General features: G+C 35.6%; 25 protein-coding genes and 1 pseudogene. 19 read left to right on the forward strand and 7 right to left on the reverse strand.

What is annotated here, in order from left to right; all coding sequences use genetic code 11:
• Positions 1 to 35 precede the first annotated feature (35 nt).
• Complete coding sequence (locus tag ACFFIX_RS18670) at positions 36 to 278, forward strand: hypothetical protein (protein WP_378936684.1); 243 nt, start codon at positions 36 to 38, stop codon at positions 276 to 278.
• Between the two features lie 102 nt (positions 279 to 380).
• On the forward strand, positions 381 to 848 hold the full coding sequence (locus ACFFIX_RS18675; protein ID WP_378936686.1) for a hypothetical protein: 468 nt from the start codon (positions 381 to 383) through the stop codon (positions 846 to 848).
• A gap of 210 nt (positions 849 to 1,058) precedes the next feature.
• Here the strand turns inward: ACFFIX_RS18675 and ACFFIX_RS18680 are convergent, their stop codons facing one another.
• Positions 1,059 to 1,973: a DMT family transporter gene (locus ACFFIX_RS18680; RefSeq protein WP_378936688.1), complete on the reverse strand. Its 915-nt coding sequence runs from the start codon at positions 1,971 to 1,973 to the stop codon at positions 1,059 to 1,061.
• A 24-nt stretch (positions 1,974 to 1,997) separates the two neighbouring features.
• Positions 1,998 to 2,312 carry a protein YxiS gene (yxiS, locus tag ACFFIX_RS18685; protein ID WP_378936689.1) on the reverse strand — a complete coding sequence of 105 codons (315 nt, stop codon included), beginning with the start codon at positions 2,310 to 2,312 and terminating at the stop codon, positions 1,998 to 2,000.
• 273 nt (positions 2,313 to 2,585) lie between these two features.
• Between yxiS and ACFFIX_RS18690 the strand changes: the two genes are divergently transcribed.
• On the forward strand, positions 2,586 to 2,861 hold the full coding sequence (locus ACFFIX_RS18690) for a DUF1292 domain-containing protein (protein ID WP_378936795.1): 276 nt from the start codon (positions 2,586 to 2,588) through the stop codon (positions 2,859 to 2,861).
• 51 nt (positions 2,862 to 2,912) lie between these two features.
• Here ACFFIX_RS18690 and ACFFIX_RS18695 read toward each other — a convergent pair whose 3' ends face one another.
• Positions 2,913 to 3,803: an MBL fold metallo-hydrolase gene (locus ACFFIX_RS18695; RefSeq protein ID WP_378936691.1), complete on the reverse strand. Its 891-nt coding sequence runs from the start codon at positions 3,801 to 3,803 to the stop codon at positions 2,913 to 2,915.
• A gap of 245 nt (positions 3,804 to 4,048) precedes the next feature.
• On the opposite strand from ACFFIX_RS18695, the gene ACFFIX_RS18700 reads away from it, so the two are divergent.
• From ACFFIX_RS18700 to ACFFIX_RS18725, 6 genes and pseudogenes are all read left to right on the forward strand, one after another.
• Complete coding sequence (locus ACFFIX_RS18700) at positions 4,049 to 4,606, forward strand: helix-turn-helix domain-containing protein (RefSeq protein ID WP_378936693.1); 558 nt, start codon at positions 4,049 to 4,051, stop codon at positions 4,604 to 4,606.
• Positions 4,596 to 5,582: an alpha/beta hydrolase gene (locus ACFFIX_RS18705; RefSeq protein ID WP_378936696.1), complete on the forward strand. Its 987-nt coding sequence runs from the start codon at positions 4,596 to 4,598 to the stop codon at positions 5,580 to 5,582. Before ACFFIX_RS18700 ends, ACFFIX_RS18705 begins: the two co-directional genes overlap by 11 nt.
• A gap of 144 nt (positions 5,583 to 5,726) precedes the next feature.
• A complete protein-coding gene (locus ACFFIX_RS18710) occupies positions 5,727 to 6,503 on the forward strand; it encodes an exodeoxyribonuclease III (RefSeq protein ID WP_378936698.1) in 777 nt (258 codons plus the stop codon).
• Between the two features lie 10 nt (positions 6,504 to 6,513).
• A complete protein-coding gene (locus ACFFIX_RS18715) occupies positions 6,514 to 6,951 on the forward strand; it encodes an ABC transporter transmembrane domain-containing protein (protein ID WP_378936700.1) in 438 nt (145 codons plus the stop codon).
• Positions 6,921 to 7,214 (forward strand): annotated as a pseudogene (locus tag ACFFIX_RS18720) (multidrug ABC transporter permease); the annotation flags it as partial. The gene ACFFIX_RS18715 and the pseudogene ACFFIX_RS18720, both read left to right, overlap by 31 nt.
• Positions 7,215 to 7,220: 6 nt before the next feature.
• The gene (locus ACFFIX_RS18725; protein ID WP_378936704.1) at positions 7,221 to 7,640 is read left to right on the forward strand and encodes a hypothetical protein; all 420 of its coding nucleotides are present in this window, start codon (positions 7,221 to 7,223) and stop codon (positions 7,638 to 7,640) included.
• Between the two features lie 211 nt (positions 7,641 to 7,851).
• Here the strand turns inward: ACFFIX_RS18725 and ACFFIX_RS18730 are convergent, their stop codons facing one another.
• Both ACFFIX_RS18730 and ACFFIX_RS18735 read right to left on the reverse strand, forming a co-directional pair.
• Complete coding sequence (locus ACFFIX_RS18730) at positions 7,852 to 9,051, reverse strand: MFS transporter (protein WP_378936706.1); 1,200 nt, start codon at positions 9,049 to 9,051, stop codon at positions 7,852 to 7,854.
• 265 nt (positions 9,052 to 9,316) lie between these two features.
• Positions 9,317 to 9,850: a YceI family protein gene (locus ACFFIX_RS18735; RefSeq protein ID WP_378936708.1), complete on the reverse strand. Its 534-nt coding sequence runs from the start codon at positions 9,848 to 9,850 to the stop codon at positions 9,317 to 9,319.
• A gap of 342 nt (positions 9,851 to 10,192) precedes the next feature.
• Between ACFFIX_RS18735 and ACFFIX_RS18740 the strand changes: the two genes are divergently transcribed.
• The 3 genes from ACFFIX_RS18740 to ACFFIX_RS18750 all read left to right on the forward strand — a co-directional run bounded on the left by ACFFIX_RS18740 (position 10,193) and on the right by ACFFIX_RS18750 (position 11,749).
• Complete coding sequence (locus tag ACFFIX_RS18740) at positions 10,193 to 11,041, forward strand: type II toxin-antitoxin system SpoIISA family toxin (protein ID WP_378936710.1); 849 nt, start codon at positions 10,193 to 10,195, stop codon at positions 11,039 to 11,041.
• Positions 11,042 to 11,087: 46 nt separating this feature from the next.
• Entirely contained in the window at positions 11,088 to 11,282 is a 195-nt protein-coding gene (locus ACFFIX_RS18745) for a hypothetical protein (protein WP_378936712.1), read from the forward strand.
• A gap of 335 nt (positions 11,283 to 11,617) precedes the next feature.
• Entirely contained in the window at positions 11,618 to 11,749 is a 132-nt protein-coding gene (locus ACFFIX_RS18750) for a hypothetical protein (protein ID WP_378936714.1), read from the forward strand.
• 80 nt (positions 11,750 to 11,829) lie between these two features.
• Here the strand turns inward: ACFFIX_RS18750 and ACFFIX_RS18755 are convergent, their stop codons facing one another.
• Positions 11,830 to 12,273 (reverse strand): hypothetical protein, encoded by a 444-nt coding sequence (locus tag ACFFIX_RS18755; protein ID WP_378936716.1) that lies wholly within the window; start codon positions 12,271 to 12,273, stop codon positions 11,830 to 11,832.
• 11 nt (positions 12,274 to 12,284) lie between these two features.
• On the reverse strand, positions 12,285 to 12,635 hold the full coding sequence (locus tag ACFFIX_RS18760) for an ASCH domain-containing protein (protein WP_378936719.1): 351 nt from the start codon (positions 12,633 to 12,635) through the stop codon (positions 12,285 to 12,287).
• 217 nt (positions 12,636 to 12,852) lie between these two features.
• Between ACFFIX_RS18760 and ACFFIX_RS18765 the strand changes: the two genes are divergently transcribed.
• The 7 genes from ACFFIX_RS18765 (at position 12,853) to ACFFIX_RS18795 (ending at position 20,464) form a co-directional block, all read left to right on the forward strand.
• Positions 12,853 to 13,239: a YbaN family protein gene (locus ACFFIX_RS18765; protein WP_378936721.1), complete on the forward strand. Its 387-nt coding sequence runs from the start codon at positions 12,853 to 12,855 to the stop codon at positions 13,237 to 13,239.
• Between the two features lie 439 nt (positions 13,240 to 13,678).
• Entirely contained in the window at positions 13,679 to 14,935 is a 1,257-nt protein-coding gene (locus ACFFIX_RS18770) for a M20 family metallo-hydrolase (RefSeq protein ID WP_378936724.1), read from the forward strand.
• Between the two features lie 42 nt (positions 14,936 to 14,977).
• Positions 14,978 to 16,594, forward strand: coding sequence for an ABC transporter substrate-binding protein (locus ACFFIX_RS18775; protein WP_378936726.1), 1,617 nt, complete (start codon positions 14,978 to 14,980; stop codon positions 16,592 to 16,594).
• Positions 16,595 to 16,692: 98 nt separating this feature from the next.
• A complete protein-coding gene (locus ACFFIX_RS18780) occupies positions 16,693 to 17,655 on the forward strand; it encodes an ABC transporter permease (RefSeq protein WP_378936728.1) in 963 nt (320 codons plus the stop codon).
• Positions 17,656 to 17,665: 10 nt separating this feature from the next.
• A complete protein-coding gene (locus ACFFIX_RS18785) occupies positions 17,666 to 18,568 on the forward strand; it encodes an ABC transporter permease (RefSeq protein WP_378936730.1) in 903 nt (300 codons plus the stop codon).
• A 33-nt stretch (positions 18,569 to 18,601) separates the two neighbouring features.
• Complete coding sequence (locus ACFFIX_RS18790; RefSeq protein WP_378936732.1) at positions 18,602 to 19,627, forward strand: ABC transporter ATP-binding protein; 1,026 nt, start codon at positions 18,602 to 18,604, stop codon at positions 19,625 to 19,627.
• 3 nt (positions 19,628 to 19,630) lie between these two features.
• The gene (locus ACFFIX_RS18795) at positions 19,631 to 20,464 is read left to right on the forward strand and encodes an ATP-binding cassette domain-containing protein (RefSeq protein ID WP_378936734.1); all 834 of its coding nucleotides are present in this window, start codon (positions 19,631 to 19,633) and stop codon (positions 20,462 to 20,464) included.
• Positions 20,465 to 20,467: the final 3 nt, after the last annotated feature.

Raw genomic sequence — 20,467 nt, forward strand, 5'->3', positions numbered from 1 at the left:
TGAAATATATATATTACAAGTAAGGGGGGGCATTTTTGTTAGCTTTACGGATAATAACTTATTCTTTAATCATTGGAACTTTGCTTTTCTTAACAGCTGCCGTATTACCAGAAGTAGATATATTCAAATCTTTAGGAAGCGATATTTTCAAATGGTTGTATTTTATTCTAATTGCAATATTTTTTATAGTAACGAAAGATAAATGGTGGGTTAAGACAGTTTCATTACTTCTAAGTTTAGTAATTGCTATTATACTTATTGTTTTATTTATACCTTAAAAAAGTTGAACTGAAAATTATTAAAAAGAAGGCTGAGTTTTCTAGAAGTATGCGTATTCCATTATATGTAAATGATATTAAAAAAGATTTATGGAGTGAAATATGATACTACTGCTTGCTTCAGTCATTGGGTTTAATGCGATTGCATTTAAAAAAGTTAAAGGAATCTCAAAAAATAAAATTGTTCATATATGGGTTTTTACAATTACATTCCAGTTATTTTTTGATATTTTTATCGATTTAAAATACCATGGATACTGGTACTTTACAAAAGCTATAGATTGGGTGGGAATCCCAGCTTACATTATGTTAATCCCGCCAGTAAATTTGCTGTTTTTATATTGGTTTCCTTTTAAAAGTTCAATTATTAAAAAATTGCAATATTTTGTGATTTGGGAAATCTTATTGTTAATCTATGAAGTTGTTAGTCAAATACCTCATCCCTTTGGTTTCTTTCATTATGGATGGTGGAAATTATGGTACTCAGTATTATTGAATCCAATATTGTTAATCATTCTTCTAGGCTATTACAAATGGATTAGTAAATTAGAAAATGAGGTATGTTCGTAGAACTTTTATGAAACAAAAGATAAAAATTGACACAAAAAATAGACCTATAAATTGTCTGACAGCAATATTCAACGAAATGGCGCGATTGTAAAGTAATAAAAGCCCCATTGCTCTATTAACATAATGACAAATGGGGCTTTTAAATATTGGGATATCTTTAACGTTTTAAATTAGCATTTTCCTGAAGGTTCTTCACTATCATACAGTAAATTAAATCGGTTCATTTATTCTAAAAGCCTTCTTACTTGTTTTCCCCCCTGTTTCTTGCACGATCATAACAGCTAAAATAACCATTGCAATCCCAACGTACTGCCACAGAGTTAGAATTTCATCAAATAGCATGAAGCTTAAGAAAGCTGCAATAACAGGCTCCACCGTAGCAATTATGGATGCTCGACTGGATTCAACCGTTTGTAAACCTTTGGTATAGAGTAAAAATGCTAGCATTGTTGAGAGAAAGCTAAGACCTATAATCGAAATCCAAACTTCAAATGATGAAAACAAATGAACAACAGAACCTAATCCACTAAATGGAGTAATTGCAATTGCAGCAAAAACAAAGGTATAAACGGTTACAGTTAATGAATCATATTTCCTTAGTGCGAATTTACCAAAAATACTGTAGAGAGCATAAAAAAATCCAGATCCTAAACCCAGAATGAGACCATAAAGAGAAATCGATTCATCTGCATTTGGAAAAATCCCAATTACAAATGAACATCCAAGCAAAGTGGTAAATAAAGCAATCATTTTACGAGTAGTTAACAGCTCTTTAAAAAACACCCTTGATAAAATCGTTACAAATGCGGGTGCAGTATACAAAAGAATTGCAGCGATTGAAATCGAAGTCTCCTGTATTGAATGAAACAAGCACAAATTGAAAAGAACAATACTAAAAATTCCTGTTCCTACAAAATACTTACTATCAGAAACTTTAATTTTTAACAGTTTCTTGTTTTTAAAAAGTACATAGATTACAAGTAATAACGCAGCACACAAAGCACGTATCGAGACAACCTGAGTTGGTGTAAAACCCGAATTATATAAATTGGTTACAAAAATACCAATAATCCCCCATAAAGAAGCTCCTACAACAATAGAGAGATAGGCAAATTTTTTATCCATTCCATCGCTCCTTGCAAGGTATGATTACAAAGTGCTATTTTTCTTTTTTAGTTTTTCAATTTCTTCGGTTACAACAAATGCAAGGTCCTCATTACTATATAGTGCTAAAACATTAAGTAATGTATCATCAGCAATCGTTTCTGACTCTTCCTTTGGCACTGTTAAGTCAATCCCTTGTTGCAGGGCGTAGTTAGCAGCTTGGTTTGGGTAAGCACGCGAATAAAGTTCAGTAGGATTTAGCTGATTATTCACACACCATTGTGCGAACACTAGAATCATCATTTGCTCGTCTTGCTGAAAGTTTTTAATGATTTGGTCTTCAATTTCTTTATTATTCATTGTGAATTCTCCTCGTAAAGATATGATAATGACAACTATGTTTACAGTAAAACAGAGTATATTTTCATTTTAACTTAAAAAAGGATTCAACATCTCTATGAAATACAAAAAAATAAAGAAGAAAGTACTTTTAAGTAAAAGAGAAGATCGTTGGCATTAAGTAAAAAGTTAAGCTAAAATAAGAAATGATCAATGTATTGTGATTATGTTGCTGCTTTTAGGGACATAAAAGGTATCTAGTCTTGAACAATCATTTTGTACATATGAAGGAGAATTGAAATGGATAAAATTGAAGTTGGTGAAATTTTTACAATTAGTGATGACGAAGATCAAGAGCAAGAGGTTGAAGTATTAGGAGTCCTTACAATTGAAGGAACAGAATACGTTGCAGTAGGCTTTGTAGAGGACATTCATCAAGAAACTGAGGAAGAAATTGATATCTTCTTCTTAAAAGTAGATGAAGAAAATGAATTGTCAGCGATTGAAAGTGACGAGGAGTTCGAAAAAGTATCAGTTGCCTTTGAAGAAATTTTGGATGAGGAAGAGTAAAAGTAGCGAATAGAGAATAGAGAGGGGGATTCCCTCTCTATTTTCACTATTCTATTTCGTACTGATGAGTTCATTATTCGTCTCTGGAACCACATAACCAAGTCGTTGAAGATGCTTACGAATCCCACTTCGTTCCCACGTCTTAAAAATGGGTTCAGTTAACGACTTTTTTGGATAAAAGATCCCGATATTTGTTAGTTCTTCAAAGCTAAATCCTTTTTGAACATAGTCATCAATGAGATGATCGCGTTTATCGATAAAAGATAGAAATTTTTCCATCGCAACATGAAATTCAGCTTTTGTAAAAATACCTTTTTGATGTCCTGTTATGAAGGTGTCCGCATCAATGTTTAGTAATCGTTTTCCTGACTTTATGAAATCATCAATACTCCCATCTGCACCGTTATACCACGGACCGAAGGAAGTCATGTCATAGTCACCAACGTAAACTACTCCTAGATCTGGAAAGTAAGGGCATGAAAAACCACTAGTATGTCCAGGCGTGTGTAAGAAAACAGTTCGAACATCCCCAAAACTATAGTCTACGTCATACTCATATGTATCTGAAATTCCATCAAGGGAGTTAAGCCATTCTTGTGGAACGGATTTACGCCACAAATTAACACCATGAGATCCCCATTCCTGGAAAATTCCATTTCCCCTTGCGATCCCATCAATCGTACGCGATGTTTGAAACTCAATTGAGTTGATCCATTTTGTTGCATTCGGAAACAGATGATTATGACAGGTATGATCTGGATGGTAATGAGTGTTGATAATTAATTCAATTCCATACTCTTGGTCAATTTGAAGAAGTGCCTGCGGGTCTGCACCCGTATCAATTAACACTTTTTCAGAGCAATCAATATACAAACTCCTTGAGAACGGTACTTTACTATTGTTTGGACCTTCAACTACGATAATTGGACCAATTCGCTGCATTTTTTTCACCTCATTGTTAAATAATTACATTTTACGGTCGAGTGAATGAATATTCATTCATTATACAATAATTGTTTAAGTTAGGAAAGCCTTACCTTTTAGGTTAAGAGAGAAAATACCACTTGTCCTTGTTTTTCTGGAGAACCAAGCAGTGAATGTTGGTATAACCAATAAATGTAAAAAAAGACTTGATTATTATCATTTCATGTATTATTATCATTATATAAAATGATAATAATGAAAGAGTGATAAAAATTAAAAGCTCAAAAGCCGATCTCATTTTGCATCCTGTTCGAATGAAAATCATCCAATCGCTAGCAGGAGGGAGAAATTTAACAGCATCACAATTAACAGAGAAAATTTCCGATACTCCACAAGCTACCATGTATCGTCACCTGAAAATTTTACTTGAAAATGACATATTACTTATCGCAGAACAAAACAAAATTAGGGGTACAGTTGAAAAAGTATATGCACTAACAGAAAACGGGACAAATGTCACTCAAGAAGACCTTCAAAATGCTAGCCGCGAAGATCATATGGAGTACTTTATGAAGTTTGTCGCTACTCTATTAAGCGACTTTGGAAAGTATATAAAGAGTGAAAAAATTGATCTAGAAAAAGATGGTGTCGCATACCGACAAGCAAATCTCCACCTGAGCGATCAAGAATTTATGGATTTTGCAAAATCATTAAGCGCTGTTTATCAAAAAGCATTAAAAAATGAACCATCTGAAAACAGAACAAGTCGGGTAATTTCAACGATTATTATTCCTGAGAGGGGAAGTAAGCATGAATCATGAATTTAGAGAAGAAATTATCCAAGTCAATGGGGAGTTTCCACTAGAAGGGACTTTAACGATACCAACAGGACCTGAGAAAAAACATCCAGCTGTTTTAATCATACCTGGAACTGGAAAAAGTGATCGAGATGGAAACCTCCGGAAATTTAAAATGAATCTATATAAAGACTTAGCAGACTCAATTTCTAAACTCGGGTTTGTTACTCTTCGTTACGATAAACGAGGGACACATAAAAGCAAAGGGAAATATGTTGAAACCGGGTTTTGGGACTTAGTTGATGATGCGCAGCAGGCCGTTCACTATCTAAAAACTCATCCTGAGGTAGACTCTGAAAAAGTCATTATTCTTGGACATAGTGAAGGCTGTATTATTGCACCTGCAGTAAGTACAAGACTACCTGTAGCAGGTCTAGTTCTTATAGCCGGGGTGGGAGAGCCCTTTAAAACAGCAATACCAAGACAGTTTCAGCAGGTGTTAAAAGAAATCAACGACATGAAGGGTTCAAAAGGAAAGTTGCTTCGTTTTATGATCAAGTTGCAAAATCCAGAAAAAAGAAATGAGAAATTCATTAAAAAAGTGCTCTCATCTACAACCCCATCAATTAAACTCTTTGGTCTAATACCTGTTAATGCAAAATGGTACCGAGAGCATTTTGCTTATGATGTGATGCAAGAGCTTTCAAACGTGAAGTGTCCAACAATTGCAATCACTGGCTCAAAAGATATTCAAGTCATTCCTGAGCATGCGCAAAAGTTAGCAGAAGCAGTACAAGGGCAAGCTGAATGGCACATCGTCCCAAATATGAATCACGTTTTAAGGAAATATCCTAAGAACCATACGATGTTAAATTTAATGAAAGAATACAAGAGTATTCAAAAGCAGCTGATCGATGCTGATTTAATTTCAATAGTATCCCATTGGCTTTCAGAACATTACCTATATGAGGAAACCATTCAAGAGGAAAATGTTCGCTAGCCTTAGAATTAAAGCACTACATGTACTGGAAAAAATCAGTGCATTTTTTTGTGTCACGATAAAAGTAAGATTAAGTGCGGAACTTATCTGTTTAATAGTATATTAGTATTAGAACTTATGAGAAGAAATGGTAGGGAGTTAATAATGAAACTTGTATCTTGGAACGTAAATGGAATTAGAGCATGTGTAAAAAAAGGGTTTTTAGATTATTTTAAAACGGTGGACGCTGACATATTCTGTCTTCAGGAGACAAAGTTGCAACAAGATCAAATTACATTGGAACTAGATGGATACCATCAATATTGGAATTACGCGACGAAGAAAGGTTATTCCGGTACAGCAGTTTTTACTAAAAGTGAGCCCCTTACTGCAAAATATGGGATTGGAACGAATGATGAGGAGCCTGAAGGAAGAGTCATTACTTTAGAATATGAAACATTTTATTTGGTCAATGTTTACACACCAAATGCTAAAAGAGACTTGGCAAGACTTGGGTACAGATTAGAATGGGAAGAAGAGTTGAGGAAATATTGTCTCGAATTGAATGAAGTCAAACCAGTTATATTATGTGGAGACTTGAACGTTGCACATCAAGAAATCGACTTGAAAAATCCTAAGGGTAATAAAGGAAACTCTGGATTTACAATAGAGGAAAGGGGAGAAATGACAAAACTGTTAGACGCAGGATTTGTGGATTCTTTTCGCTATCTCTTTCCTGAAAGAACAGAAGCTTATACTTGGTGGTCATACATGAGCAAAGTCCGGGAGCGAAACATTGGTTGGAGAATTGACTATTTCATCATTTCAGCTAAACTAGCAAGTTCACTAATTGACTCGCAAATTCACGCGGATATCCTAGGTAGTGATCATTGCCCAATTATGATTGAGCTGGAACACTCTTTTAAAAATATTAGCGTGTGAGGAGAAAACAATGAAAAGTACAAGTGAAAAGGGCAAGTGGAAACAGCTCGTTGCATTGATAAAAGCAACACAACCACCCAAGTTTTTATTTGGAATCTCACTTTTTCTTAGTCTTTTAACAACATTGGCCGGTTTAGCCATTCCACTTCTAACAAGTCAGCTAATCGATGATTTTAGTTTGGATTCTTTAAGTCCGGGTGTGATCGTTGGGATCGTTGTTGCTTTCTTTTTACAAGCGATTGCAGGGGGAGTTTCTGTATACATCTTAGCAATCATTGGGCAACACATCATTGCTTCCCTTAGAGAAAGGCTTTGGAGAAAGCTCCTTGTCTTGCCAATATCCTACTATGATGCGAACGAAACGGGTGATTCTGTAAGCCGCATGACTAATGATACAGGAATCATTAAAAATCTAACCGTGCCCTCCTTAGAGATCCTGAGATTCTAATGCTCGATGAAGCGACATCTAGTCTGGATAGTCAATCAGAAGTCGTCGTCCAAGAAGCGTTGAAAAACCTAATGAAGGGTCGGACCACTTTGGTTATTGCTCATCGCTTGTCAACGATCGTCGACGCGGATCAAATTATCTTTCTGGAAAAAGGAAAAGTAACAGGCATTGGCACACACGAAGAATTGTTTCAAACACATGCCATTTACCGAGATTTTGCAAAGCAGCAATTAATCCTTCAAGGTCAAAGTACGAGCACGTAATGAGTTTTGATAAGGTTTACAGCCTGTTTTTCCTTAGAAAACTTATCGATACCAGATTTTTCTAAACAACTATGTTATAATGGTAGTACTATCGGTGATGTGATCTCTACAGATCGGAAAAAAACAAACCTTAAGGATGATAAAATGCTAGCAAAACTCAAAAAAGTAAAGTTCAATAGCGAAGGTAAAAATCCTGTCTATAAAGCAATACTTGAATGTCCAGAAGGAAAAGAACTGTATATTCATTTTGATTATTCCTTAACGAAGAAAAACTATGGCCCCTTAGAAGTTAGCTATAATGGAGTCCATCAAGGTACGAAGCTTGCTTGGTACACGAGAGATATAGAGAAAACGACTGTCGATAATTTCTTGAAGAAAATTGCTGTCGTTATGAATAAAAAGTACGGTTATGAGCTCGAACAATAGAACAAACATAAGAATAATTTACATTCCTAATTCAGCTTTAATGAGGAATGCGAAAAAAAAGACACAGAAGAAGTAAACTGTGTCTTTTTTATGGATATTTTTTGTGGCTATATCTAATAACACGTGTAATATCCATCCTTTATTATCATTCAACGTTAAAATCGCAAATGTTTAGAGGGATCTTTCATTGAAACCTAAAAAGCAGTAAGCCTTAATTAGTTGAGACCAACGTCGACTTTCCCTTCACTTTAAATGTTAGCAACAAACCAAACACCAAACAAACCGCTGAAAATAAGAAAGCACTTCTAAACCCACCATAATCATCAATCAACCAACCTGCGATCGTAGGACCGACAAATTGGCCAATTGCAAAATAAAAGGTAGCATAACTAAAAGCAAGCGGCATATCAGCGGGTTTAACATGATCCATACTTGAGGCTTGAACCAACGTAAATAAACCAGTTAATGTACAACTAAGAATGACGATATGAATAATAAACCAAATAAGTGTAGGAGAGAATACGGGCAGTAGTATCGCAAACAAAGTAATCCCCATTGTTAAAATCAGCGAGCTTCTTCTACCTATTTTGTCAGAAATAAATCCCCATATAGGACCACTGAAAATGGAAAGAATTCCATTTAAAGCAATTAATTGTCCCGCTAAGGCAACACTAACCCCTGAATCGATCATGAAGCTCATAATAAAAATCATTTGAACAATATATGCAACTCCAATTACTCCATAGATGAGTCCAACATTAATAACGTCCTTATTTTTATATACTTCACTTGGCGAAGAGGCTTGCTCATCTTTTTCTGAGGCTAGCATAATCGGGGGATTTTTTATAAATAAAAATGTTAAAAGACCAACGACCAAGCTGATGATCGCAAAAAGCCCCCAAGAAATTCGCCAACCAGAACCTAGAAATACATCATTTAAGTACGGAACGATAATTCCGGTGAACAAAATCCCGATTCCAACTCCGCTCGTAGTCAGACCAATTACAAGCCCCTTTTGCTCAGGAAACCATGCAACAAGTAGAGAAATCAAGGGAGTGTATGTAAAAGAAGTGCCAACGCCCAATAAAATCATAAAAAGAAAGGTCACCCAATAGGTAGGAGTGAACGCAAGACCAATAAGACCTAAGGAGACAAGTGAAATGCCGAGCAGTACCGTGTTTTTCCCACCCCATTTAGAGGCACAAACTCCAGCAAACATGATCGTACATAAGTAACCGAGGGAAGTTGTTGTGCCAAGAAAGCCAGCTTCCTTATAGGTGATCTGTAGTCCGTCTCTCATAAAAGGCAGGACAACTCCATATGAAAGTCTAGCAAAAGCTAAAACAACAATCGTTGTAAGCATTCCAATAAATGAATAGGTTAGAATATTATTTTCCCGAGGAAACTGCATTCGCGTCTCTCCTTTAAGCAAATTAATCACCAAACCTCTTTGGGTTATATATATGGTAAGTGAAGGACGTGTAGACAATTATTTTCATCGAGTGTTTTTTTACAATAAGGTTAATAGTAAGAGAGAGTTCTAATTGCAACTCTTTAATGTGGGTTCGTGTTGAATGAAAAAAGGAGGGGAGTGATTCATTCTATAGGGAAGTCTAAATACCATTTATCTTAAAAAAGGGGTAGTAAATTACTACCCCTTAGGAATTTTATGCTTATTAAGCTTGTTTTGCAGCTTGAATTTGAAGGGAGATCTTAATTTGATCTCCTACTAATACGCCACCAGTTTCTAACGCAGCATTCCAAGTTAAGCCGTAATCACTACGGTTGATTTTACCTTCTACTTCAAATCCAGCCTTCTCATTGCCCCAAGGATCAATACCAGTACCTTCAAATGCTACTGTAAACGTTTCTGATTTAGTTACGCCATGAAGAGTTAAATCTCCAGTTACGTTGTATTCATTTTCCCCTTTTTTCTCAGAACTAGTTGATACAAAAGTCATTGTCGGAAATTCTTCAACATTGAAGAAATCAGCAGAACGCAAGTGTACATCACGATCGTTGTTACGTGTATCGACGCTAGCAACATCAATTGTAAACTCAATAGCAGCAGTTGTTAAATCTGTAGGATCTGCCTCAATTTTCGCATCAAACTCCTGGAATCCACCTTTTACTGTTGCAAACATCATATGTTTTACAGAAAAATCAACACTACTGTGTGCCTTGTCAATTGCCCATTTTGTTTTAGTCATTTTATTCTCTCCCTAAGTTCTTTTTATTTACTCTAATTTTTATTTTAAAATCAAGAATACTTACTTCGAGATAAATTATATGATCTATTATTCTAATTGTCAATGAAAAATATGACAATTTACTGTGAATTTAATTCTATACTGCCAACTAGATACTATATGCTTGCTTAAATAAAGTTTCAAGAGAGCTTGAAACTTTACAATTATTTTTAATTAAAAGTAACGGATATCCCAAAAGTAGTCTAAATTAGATGGTATAAATGATAAGATAAAAGAAACGAATTTTCAGAATATGAACTGAGTGATCCTTAATTCTTTGTAAAGAAAGGTGAGCATAATTCAATGGCGTTTAAATTTTTTATAGGGAGCCTATTGGTATTTGCTATTTTGAATTTGATATTCTTCCTTGTTTCTCCGTTAAGATACCATCTATCCTTAAGATCGATTAGAAAAGTGCTATATACCTTATTTTTTGCTGCCGTTTCACTAGGTTTAATGTTTGATCAAATAGTCTTATCGAATTGGCCATTTATACTTACTTTGGCATCAATTGTTATTTTCATGGATCTCACACTCCTGCTCACACCAAGTATAATGAAAATATGGAATACTGAGTTTCAATATAGTGATTATGTTGAAAATGTAATAGATAAAAATGAAAAAATACAACAAGGAACAATGAGACGGGTAGGGACGATGTCTGAGATGATTCAAAATGCAGGAGAGTATTTCAGTGGCATCGCTATACCAAACACAGCTAAAGAAGAAAGTGATCAGTTGGAGAATTACCTCTCAACTTATTCTAATCAGTACGGTTTTCTAGTGCAATTATGGGATGTTGAGTGGGGAAAATCAGATGAAAGCAAAGAGGAAGAAGATCTCATTGATTTGACCTTAGAAAATTTAACAGAAGAGGAAGAAGAGCTTGCCTTTTTAGAAGGTATTGATGAAGTTTTAACAAGGATTGAACGCCTTAATTCGTTTGACTTAGGTATAGAGCGGGAATCCTACATAACATCTTTGTCTCAATCAGAAATCATTTCATTGATAAAAGAAGACAGTATGATTGTTCCAGTTTTTATGAACGAGAAAAATTTGTTTGTTGTTTTGAAAAATCAAAAGGGAACTTTGTTAGAAGTTGACGCAGTTCATATCACTAACTTAATCTATCTTTATCATTCATTTAACTAGAGTGATGATATAATAGAGAAAAGACCGCTTCACAGGAGGGTTTTAAATGGGAAATAGAACACTTGTCGTCAAATTTGCAGAAGGACAAAAAATCGCAAAGTTTACTGAAAGAGCCAAACGAACTCAAGATCTTCCTCGAGCAAAAAAGACCACTCACTTATCAGAAAAATCCACAAGCAAAATGTCTCATAGTGTACAGGAACTAAACAAAAAGGTATTACACTATATAAACAACTTATAACGTGATGCAGGGTGTATTTTAGCACCTTGCTTTTTTCTATTTATGAACTTATAAAATTCTTGTACTGTGGATAACGTTTCTGCATCCAGCTCCAGCGCCTAGCCCCGACGCACAGGACGTGCTAGTGCAGTCAATGCGACAGGATGTCGCGTTTTTGACTGCCTCGAGGTCATAAGTCAATTCTAAATTGAAGGCAAAGAACGCCTTCTATTTAGAATCGCCTTATGCTATGCCTAAGGCTGATCAAGGCGCTTGCGCTTTTGTTCTTTACAAGTATATTGGCACACTTTCTTGTATAAATTAGTAAAATAGATTACAAGGAAGAGGGAGATGTCATGGAAAAATCAAAAAAAGATAAAAAAGTCATTCCCAAAAAAGTAACTCGTTTCACTGGAGATACAAAACTAACAATAGAAAATCAAAAAGCATTAAAGATTATGAAAGCAATTAAAGGTAGCTTGGGTTAATATGTTCTATTCGAAAAAACCTTGTCAATCTTATATTGACAAGGTTTCATTTTTATTATTTTTGAGATCCAATCTCTTTATCACCATAATGCTGGCTTTCCGACCATAAACCAAAGCATTGCCAACAACAGCACAATGTAAATCCAAATCGAACGCTTCAGCTTGGCAGTGAGCTCATCAGGATTCTGTCCTTCTTCATAAAATTTACGAAGTGTTGGTGAAAACGCTCTTGCCAGAAAGAACAATGAAAGAAACAGAATAATCAGAGTCATAACGATCCAAGGTGTACCCCAAGTCCAAGGACCTAAAACGACTAAGAGTATGCCTGATCCAACAAGTACATGCCCCGAATGCTTTGACAACTGGACCACATATCGAAACGTACCTATGTAGGCATCCAGTTCTTCTCCTTTTGCAACACGTAGCTTCTTTACAAGGGGCAAAAGGATAAAGAAAGGTCCAATAGATGCAATCACACTAATTACATGGATAAAAATTAAAATACGGTAAAGTAAATACTCCATTACTTAACCTATTACTCATTAACAGGGCTGAACTCATGCACCCAAACTCGCATTTGCGGAAGCCAAGGCATACCTGGGTGATAGGCTAGTATTGATTGCTTATATTCTTCAACCGTGTCATAACCCTCATGTTTTGCATGCTCATCTGTTAATTCACCTAAGGACTGTGAATACACCTTATCCACTCGAAAGTTTTTATCCTTCAACACCATGATTTCTCCAACATCCGCATATCTTCCATTTCTGCGCGTTGCTGTTTTCTTACCTTCAAGAACTTTGGTAACATCGTCCTCCATTGTTACAAGGCGATCAACCGAACATGTTTTTGGTGGCAATTCATTATGTAATTCATTGTTACTCATTAGAAAAAACTCCCTTCGTATAAATATCTTTTATAATGTACCATACTTTGGGGTGGACTTGTACTTTCCCATTAAGTGACTTTATTAAGTACTATCCCAAAAAGTGAAACATTAAGTTAATACGAAACTAATAAGACATTTATTCCCTATTAATATTGCTCCGTACTCTGCAAGAACAATGGTAAAATAAGCTTATATAACCGTAGTTGCTAGGAGCGTGACAATCATAAAAAGTATAAGAAAATTCATCTATATAGCCCTGGGTTTTCTATTCATGGGTCTAGGCATTCTAGGAGTCATCTTGCCGTTACTGCCCACAACTCCATTTCTTCTTCTAGCTTCCGTATGTTTTATCAGAGGATCAAAGAAGTTTGAACTCTGGTTTAAGTCTACTAAACTATATAAAAAGCATTTAGAGGAATTCGTCAGAAACAGAGCGATGACGTTGAGTCAGAAGGTAACGATTCTTTTGTTTGCGGATTGTATGATCGCGATTCCGTTTATATTGTTGGACAATATATATGTTAGGATTCTTTTGATTTTGATTGTAGGGTATAAGTATTATTATTTTATTTTTAGAATAAGGACGTTGAAAACGCGATAGTTTTGGGGTAAAGAAAAAGCTATATCTTACTATATTCGTTACATTTGAGTCTTTGCCTTGACCGGGAATGGTTCGTGGATTCTAATCTCTCACAGGTCAGCCTTATAATGAGCTTCAAGCCCTTGGTAGGTAAGGGATTGGAGCTTTTTTGTGTTATTTGGTCATCAAAGACTTATTGAAATTTGCTCTTTTGATTGTTATTTGAAATTATTATATAACTCTTATTGTCATTTTATATTACATAATCGAACTTTTGTTTTGATAAAAATTACATTAAAGAGTTTTTATAGTTAAAGTGTCATAAAATGTAACATGTTATTTGATTAATTTGATTATTCTAAAGATAATAAATTATGAGATTTAAAGATATATTAAAAACTCTATGGATTAGAAACTTTCTACTCACAGTTGTAAAAAAGAAATAAGGAGGGAGTTCAAGATGAAAATTAATCAAGAACGTTTACAACAACATTTTGAGGAAATGAGTGAAATAGGGAAAATTGGAGAGACGGGAATTTGTCGTCCCTCACAATCATCGATCGAAAAACAAGCATTTGAGTTAGCGAGAAGTTGGATGGAAGAGGCAGGTATGACAGTAAGAATTGATCACTTTGGTAATTTAATTGGGAGACTAGAGGGGAAAGATCAAACTAAACCGGTTTTAATGCTAGGATCTCATTTAGATTCACAGCCATATGGAGGAAGATTTGATGGAGTGGCGGGAGTACTTGCAGCGATTGAAGTCGTAACAACGTTGACTGAACAAGGAATGACACCGGAGAATCCGATTGAAGTGGTATCGTTTTCTGATGAAGAAGGCTGGAGATTTAACAAGGGACTTTTTGGTGTTAGAGGAATCCTTGGTCAATTAGAAGAAGGGGAGTTATTACGAAAGGATAAAGATGGAATTACAAGAGAGCAAGCTTTAATAGACTTTGGCTGCGATCCAAATAAATTTGATGAATCCGTCTATCCACAAAATAGTATTGCAGCCTTTCTCGAATTACATATTGAACAAGGTCCAATTCTTGAGGAAAAGGATCAGCCAATTGGTATCGTAAGCGCAATCTCTGGACCCTTATGGTTAACGGTCAGGCTAACAGGATTTGCAGGTCATGCTGGATCAGTTCCAATGGCAATTCGTCAAGATGCATTAGTGGGAGCGGCAGAAATAATCGTTGCTCTAAATGAGATAGCCAAACAAGATCCATCGGCACCAACCGTAAGTACGGTTGGAACAATTGATGTTTTTCCAAATTCACGTAATATCATTCCTGAAAAAGTAGAGTTTACAGTTGATTTACGTGATATAGACATCAATCGCAGAGATTTATACGAAACTCAATTAAGAGAAAGAATTCAAAAGGTAGCTGATAAACATCAGTTAACATACGAAATTATAGAAGATACAAAAAGTGAACCACGATTTTGTGCAGATTGGATTAAAGATATCATACGAAACGAATGTAAAGAAAAAGGTTTAGAAGCACCTGAGCTAATGAGCGGTCCATTCCATGACTCCTTAGCTATGTCATATGCTTGTGATTATGGAATGATATTCATCCGTTGTAAAGATGGAATTAGTCATAATCCGGCAGAGTATGCTTCTTATGATGATTTGGCAAAAGGTACGGATATCATGTTTGGAACTGTATTAAAGATGATTAAACAATTGCAACCAAGTTTAACAACTTAATAGATGAAGCAATCTATGAAGTCGAATAGGGGGAAAGAAATAATGAAAATAAAAAACCTGTTTTCTACAATTCTTCTAAGTTTAATCATGATTCTAGCAGCATGTACGAATACCACTACAAGTGAAAATGCAAATAGTAGCAATTCTAAAGAAGGTGGACAATTAATTATTGGAATGGAATCAGAAGCTGATGTTTTAGACCCGCATAGAGCAGGTGGATGGGTGACAATGAGAATTACGAATCAGATGTTTGAACCATTGATTGGTGAAGACTTAAGTAAATCATCTGACGAAGAATCTGTGCCTAAACTGATTCCTGTTTTAGCTGATAGCTGGGAAGTTTCAGAAGATGGTAAAACCTATACGTTTCATTTAAGAGAAGGAGTTAAATTCCATGATGGAACAGAATTTAATGCTGAAGCGGTCGATTTTAATATTAAAAGATTAACGGATAAAGATTTTGATTATTACGATAATACTGGAGCAGGACGTACGTTTAGAACATGGAAATTTTTTGAAAGTAGTGAAATTGTAGATGAATATACAATGAATATCAAGCTTAGTCAGCCATTCTCAGAATTTCCGAGAATGTTAGCCCAAATCAATTCCCTTCAAATTGTTAGTCCAACTGCCATTATTGAAAATGGAAATGACAGTATGGGAGAAAATCCAGTTGGAACAGGACCATTTAAATTTAGTGAAAGAAATCGAGGGCAAAATATTACTCTCGTTAGAAATGAAGAGTATTGGGGAGAAAAGGCTATATTAGATACAGTTATATTTAGACCTTTATCAGATCCTGCCGCAAGGGTATTAGCTATTCAAAATGATGAAGTGGATATTATTGCAGTTCCACCACCAGATGCTATTGATAATTTGAAAGATCAAGGCTATGAAGTAATATCGGGAACTCCTCCACATGTTTGGTACTTAACATTCAATTTCGATAATGAATATATGAAAGATCAAAAGGTAAGGCAAGCAATCAATTATGCAATAAATCGAGAAGGTATTGCCAATGAATTATTAAATGGAACAGTAAATCCTGCCTATACGATGGTATCACCAGGTTCAGTCATTCATGATGCAGATAACAAATGGTATGAATATGATCCAGAAAAGGCAAAAGGGTTGTTGAAAGAGGCTGGATTGGAAAATGGTTTTGAAACGACATTACAATCATCGGTTGATGGTTCAGGACAATTGCTTCCAGTTGATATCGCTGAATGGATTCAAAGAGATTTAAAAGAGATTGGTATTGATCTTGAATTAGATACGCAGGAATGGATTACTTATTATTCAGGCTATAGTGATGGAATGGATAGTAATGTCGGAATGAATCAAATGTCATCTGGTCGTACTACTCCATATTTTCTATCAATGGTTGCGCACTCTGATTTTGTCGCACCTGGGGGTTTTAACTCTGGGAAGTATGTAAATAAAGATGTAGATACATTACTAGATAAGGCTTCCACCTCTTTAGATGAAAATGAATCAAATAATTTATGGAAAGAAGCAGAAGCAATAATTATGGAAGACGCGGCATTTGCTCCGATTGTAAATGATTCAGCACCATATGTTGTTCACTCTCGTGTTAAGGGGTTTGTTGTTCCATCTGAAGAATGGTACACATTAGCACCTGTTTGGATTGAAAACTAACATTGAAAGACAATGAATCAGAAGTGAGGGTATCTAATCTATGGGGTTAGATACCTGATGATTCACTTTCATAGATCTAAAAATTGGGAGGGGAAGGGATGTTTCGATATATACTTTCTAGAATATTATCTACAATTCCAGTCTTATTCGGTGTAACGATTGTTGTTTTTTTACTCATACGACTTATACCCGGTGATCCTGCTAAATCAATCCTTGGTGGTGACGCAACATCAGAGGCGGTAGATGTATTAAGAATTGAGATGGGGTTAAATGAACCCGTGTATGTACAGTATGGTACGTGGATATCTCAACTTCTTAAAGGGGATTTAGGATTTTCGTATACACTTCATACTCCCATTATTCAAGAGCTTTCTCCACGTTTTTTTAATAGCATGATCTTAACTATTGCTAGTTTACTTATTTGTGTAACCTTAGGTGTTATTTTAGGTTTGATAAGTGCATTGAAAAAAGGAAGTGTTTTTGACAAGGTCAGCATGGGTGTTGCCTTAATAGGAGCGAGTATGCCGGTATTTTGGATCGCGTTAATGCTTATGTGGCTATTTGCGATTAAAACTCAAATTTTCCCTGTAAGCGGTATGTACAATATGAGAAACCCAGGAGGATTCATGGATTTACTTCATCATTTAATCCTACCTGCTTTTGCTACCGCAACGGTTTCCTTAGCAGTCATTGCAAGGTTAACGAGAAGTACAGTGATAGACATTCTAAGGAAGGATTACGTGAATTATTTTCATTCATTTGGATTATCAAGATCAAAAATTAACCTCGTTCATGTCATGAGGAACTCACTGCCGCCAATCATCAATATTTCTGGTTTGCAAGTAGGTTATATTATTGGCGGAGCATTATTTAGTGAAGTTGTATTTAATTGGCCTGGCATTGGGCAAGCACTTTATGTAGCTGTTACTTCTAATGATTATCCCACCATCCAAGCTGGAATTCTTTTAATTGCGATCACTTTTGTGGTAGTTAATTTAGTCGTTGATCTTTTGAATGTTTACTTAAGTCCGAAATTACAAGATTCAATTAAAGCTGAATAGAGGTGAGAGGATGGCTAGTAAATGGAAACAGTCATGTAAAGCTTTTTTAAATGACAAAATGGCTACTATAGGAGCTGTTATTATATTGTTCTCTTTGATTTTAGCAGTTATTGCTCCTTGGGTATCACCGTATGATCCAAATGTAGTTGCAGAAGGAAGCGCACGTTTAATGCCTCCTGGATCAGAGGGACATCTATTCGGGACAGATCATCAAGGGAGAGATATTTTAAGCAGGATCATCTTCGGAACACAGACCTCATTAATTTCCGCAGTTGTTCCCGTCATTATTGCTGCAATCATCAGCATTTGTCTCGGGGTTATTGCAGGATATTATCAAGGGATTGTCGGTAACGTCATTATGAGAATTATGGATATCTTTTTTGCCTTCCCAGCTGTATTACTTGCGATCGCCATTGCTGCTATCTTAGGACCGGGATTACTTAATGTCATTATCGCTATGATTATTGTACGAATCCCTTATATGACCCGTGTTGTTTATACGGACACTTTACAAGAAAGCCAGAAAGAATATGTTGAAGCAGCTAAAGCATTTGGACTTGGTAAAGTGGAAATCATGTTTAAACAAATACTTCCTAATGTTTTACCTTCATTAATAGCCTACAGTACGACTCTTGCAGGCGTAACAATTGTTACGGTAGCCGGATTAAGCTTTATCGGACTAGGCGTTCAACCTCCAACTGCTGATTGGGGCAGAATGGCAAGTGACGGTAGTGAAGTACTAATGCAAGGGCATGCATATGTCACATTTATTCCAGGTATCGCCATCTTAATTTTGTCTTTTGCCTTCAGCATGATCGGTGATGGTTTAAGAAATGCATTAGATCCATATGAACATTCAAAATTGAAAGAAAATAAAAAAATGAGTACAAAAGCCATTCGAAATATTGCTTAATATTGGGTCAGGAGTTTATGAAAGGGTGGTTAGATGAATGTCCAATCAGCATTGCATACAAAATCTTTACTAAAGGTTGAAAATCTATCAACAAGAATCAAAACGACTGAAGGTTCTCTTACTGTCTTGGAAGATGTAAGTCTTACTATTGAAAAAGGTGAAATTGGAGCGATTGTTGGGGAGTCTGGTTCAGGGAAGTCAATGACAATTAATTCAATCCTACAATTGTTACCTAAAAACCTATTAGAAAACTACTCCGGAAATATAGAAGTAGACGGAGAAAATCTTCTCACTATTGGTGAGAAGAAAATGCAGGAGATAAGAGGAGGGAAAATCTCCCTTGTAGCTCAAAATGCTATGACTTCTTTAGATCCTTCCTATCGAGTAGGGAAGCAAATTGTCGAAATTATGTTAGATAAAACAAATTCGACAAAAACACAAGCGAAAGAAAAAGCGCTAGATTTGTTAGAGCATATGGGGATTGATGAACCGGAGCGGATTTTTCAATCCTTCCCACACCAATTAAGCGGTGGGTTAAGACAACGGGTTGTCATCGCAATGTCTCTTGCTTGCGAACCGGACTTAATTATTGCCGATGAACCAACTTCAGCCTTGGATCCGACTGTGCAATTACAAGTATTAGATTTATTCCAAAAAATAAATCGCAAGTTTGGAACAGCTATTTTAATTATCACTCATGATTTTGGTGTAGTAGCTCGTATCGCAGAGAAAGTAGCGGTTATGTATGCTGGGCAAATTGTTGAAAAAGGCACGACTGAAGAGGTAATTTTTAATCCAAAGCATCCATATACACAAAGTTTATTAAAATGTATACCAAACCTTGATTGGATCTTTGATGAAAGTGTAGGAAAAAAACCATTATTTCAAATTAAAGGGGAACCCCTAAATTTAATGCATTTATCAGAAGGATGCAGGTTTGTGAATCGATGCCATGTTGCTAATGATATGTGTCATAAAACTAAACCTTTATTGAAAAAAGTAAAACCAACTGGATTAAATCATTCCGTCCGTTGTGTACTGAATGAAGGGGGTAAATAGATAATGAAGAATAATACTCTTGTTGAAGTAAAGGGATTGCAGAAATTTTATGATGGTAAAAAAAGTTTATTTCTACCAAGTAAAAAAATAACGGCTGTGAAAGATGTGAGCTTTTCTATTCTTAAAGGAGAAACGTTTGGGTTAATTGGGGAATCAGGATCAGGGAAAACAACCGTTGGACGTATGATCCTTAGGCTAATCGAACCAACCAATGGCTCAATTGTTTATAACGGTGAGTCATTAAGAGACTTATCGAAAAAAGATATGGCCGCTTTACGAAAGGATATTCAGATTGTGTTCCAAGATTCAGGTTCAGCCTTCAATCCCAGAAAAACAATAGGAGAGCAGATTGCTCACGGCCTTCAAAAATTTGGTGGAAATAAAGACGCTCAATACATCCATAAAGAAGTATTGAAAATGTTAGAAGTGGTTGGATTGAGATCTGATTATTTTCATCGATATCCCCATGAATTATCTGGTGGACAAAGACAAAGAGCGGGAATAGCCCGAGCTTTAATCCTGAAACCTAAATTTCTCGTCCTGGATGAGCCAGTATCAGCACTAGATGTTTCCGTTAAAGCACAGATTATTAATCTTTTAATCAACTTGCAAAAGGAATTTGACTTAACCTATTTATTTATCGCTCATAATTTAGATTTGGTTGCTTATTTTTGTGATCGAGTAGCTGTTTTATCAAAAGGGGAGGTAATTGAAACCGCATCGACAAAAGATTTATTCAGAAATCCGAAACATGAAATGACGAATAAATTATTAAGTTCAATTCTTACCCTAGAGGGTGATTTAGGTCAGGTTTATAAAAAAAGAACAGTTATTTAATCA

Origin of the sequence: Metabacillus herbersteinensis (assembly GCF_042433335.1) — a bacterium.
Taxonomy (GTDB): Bacteria; Bacillota; Bacilli; order Bacillales; family Bacillaceae; genus Metabacillus; species Metabacillus herbersteinensis.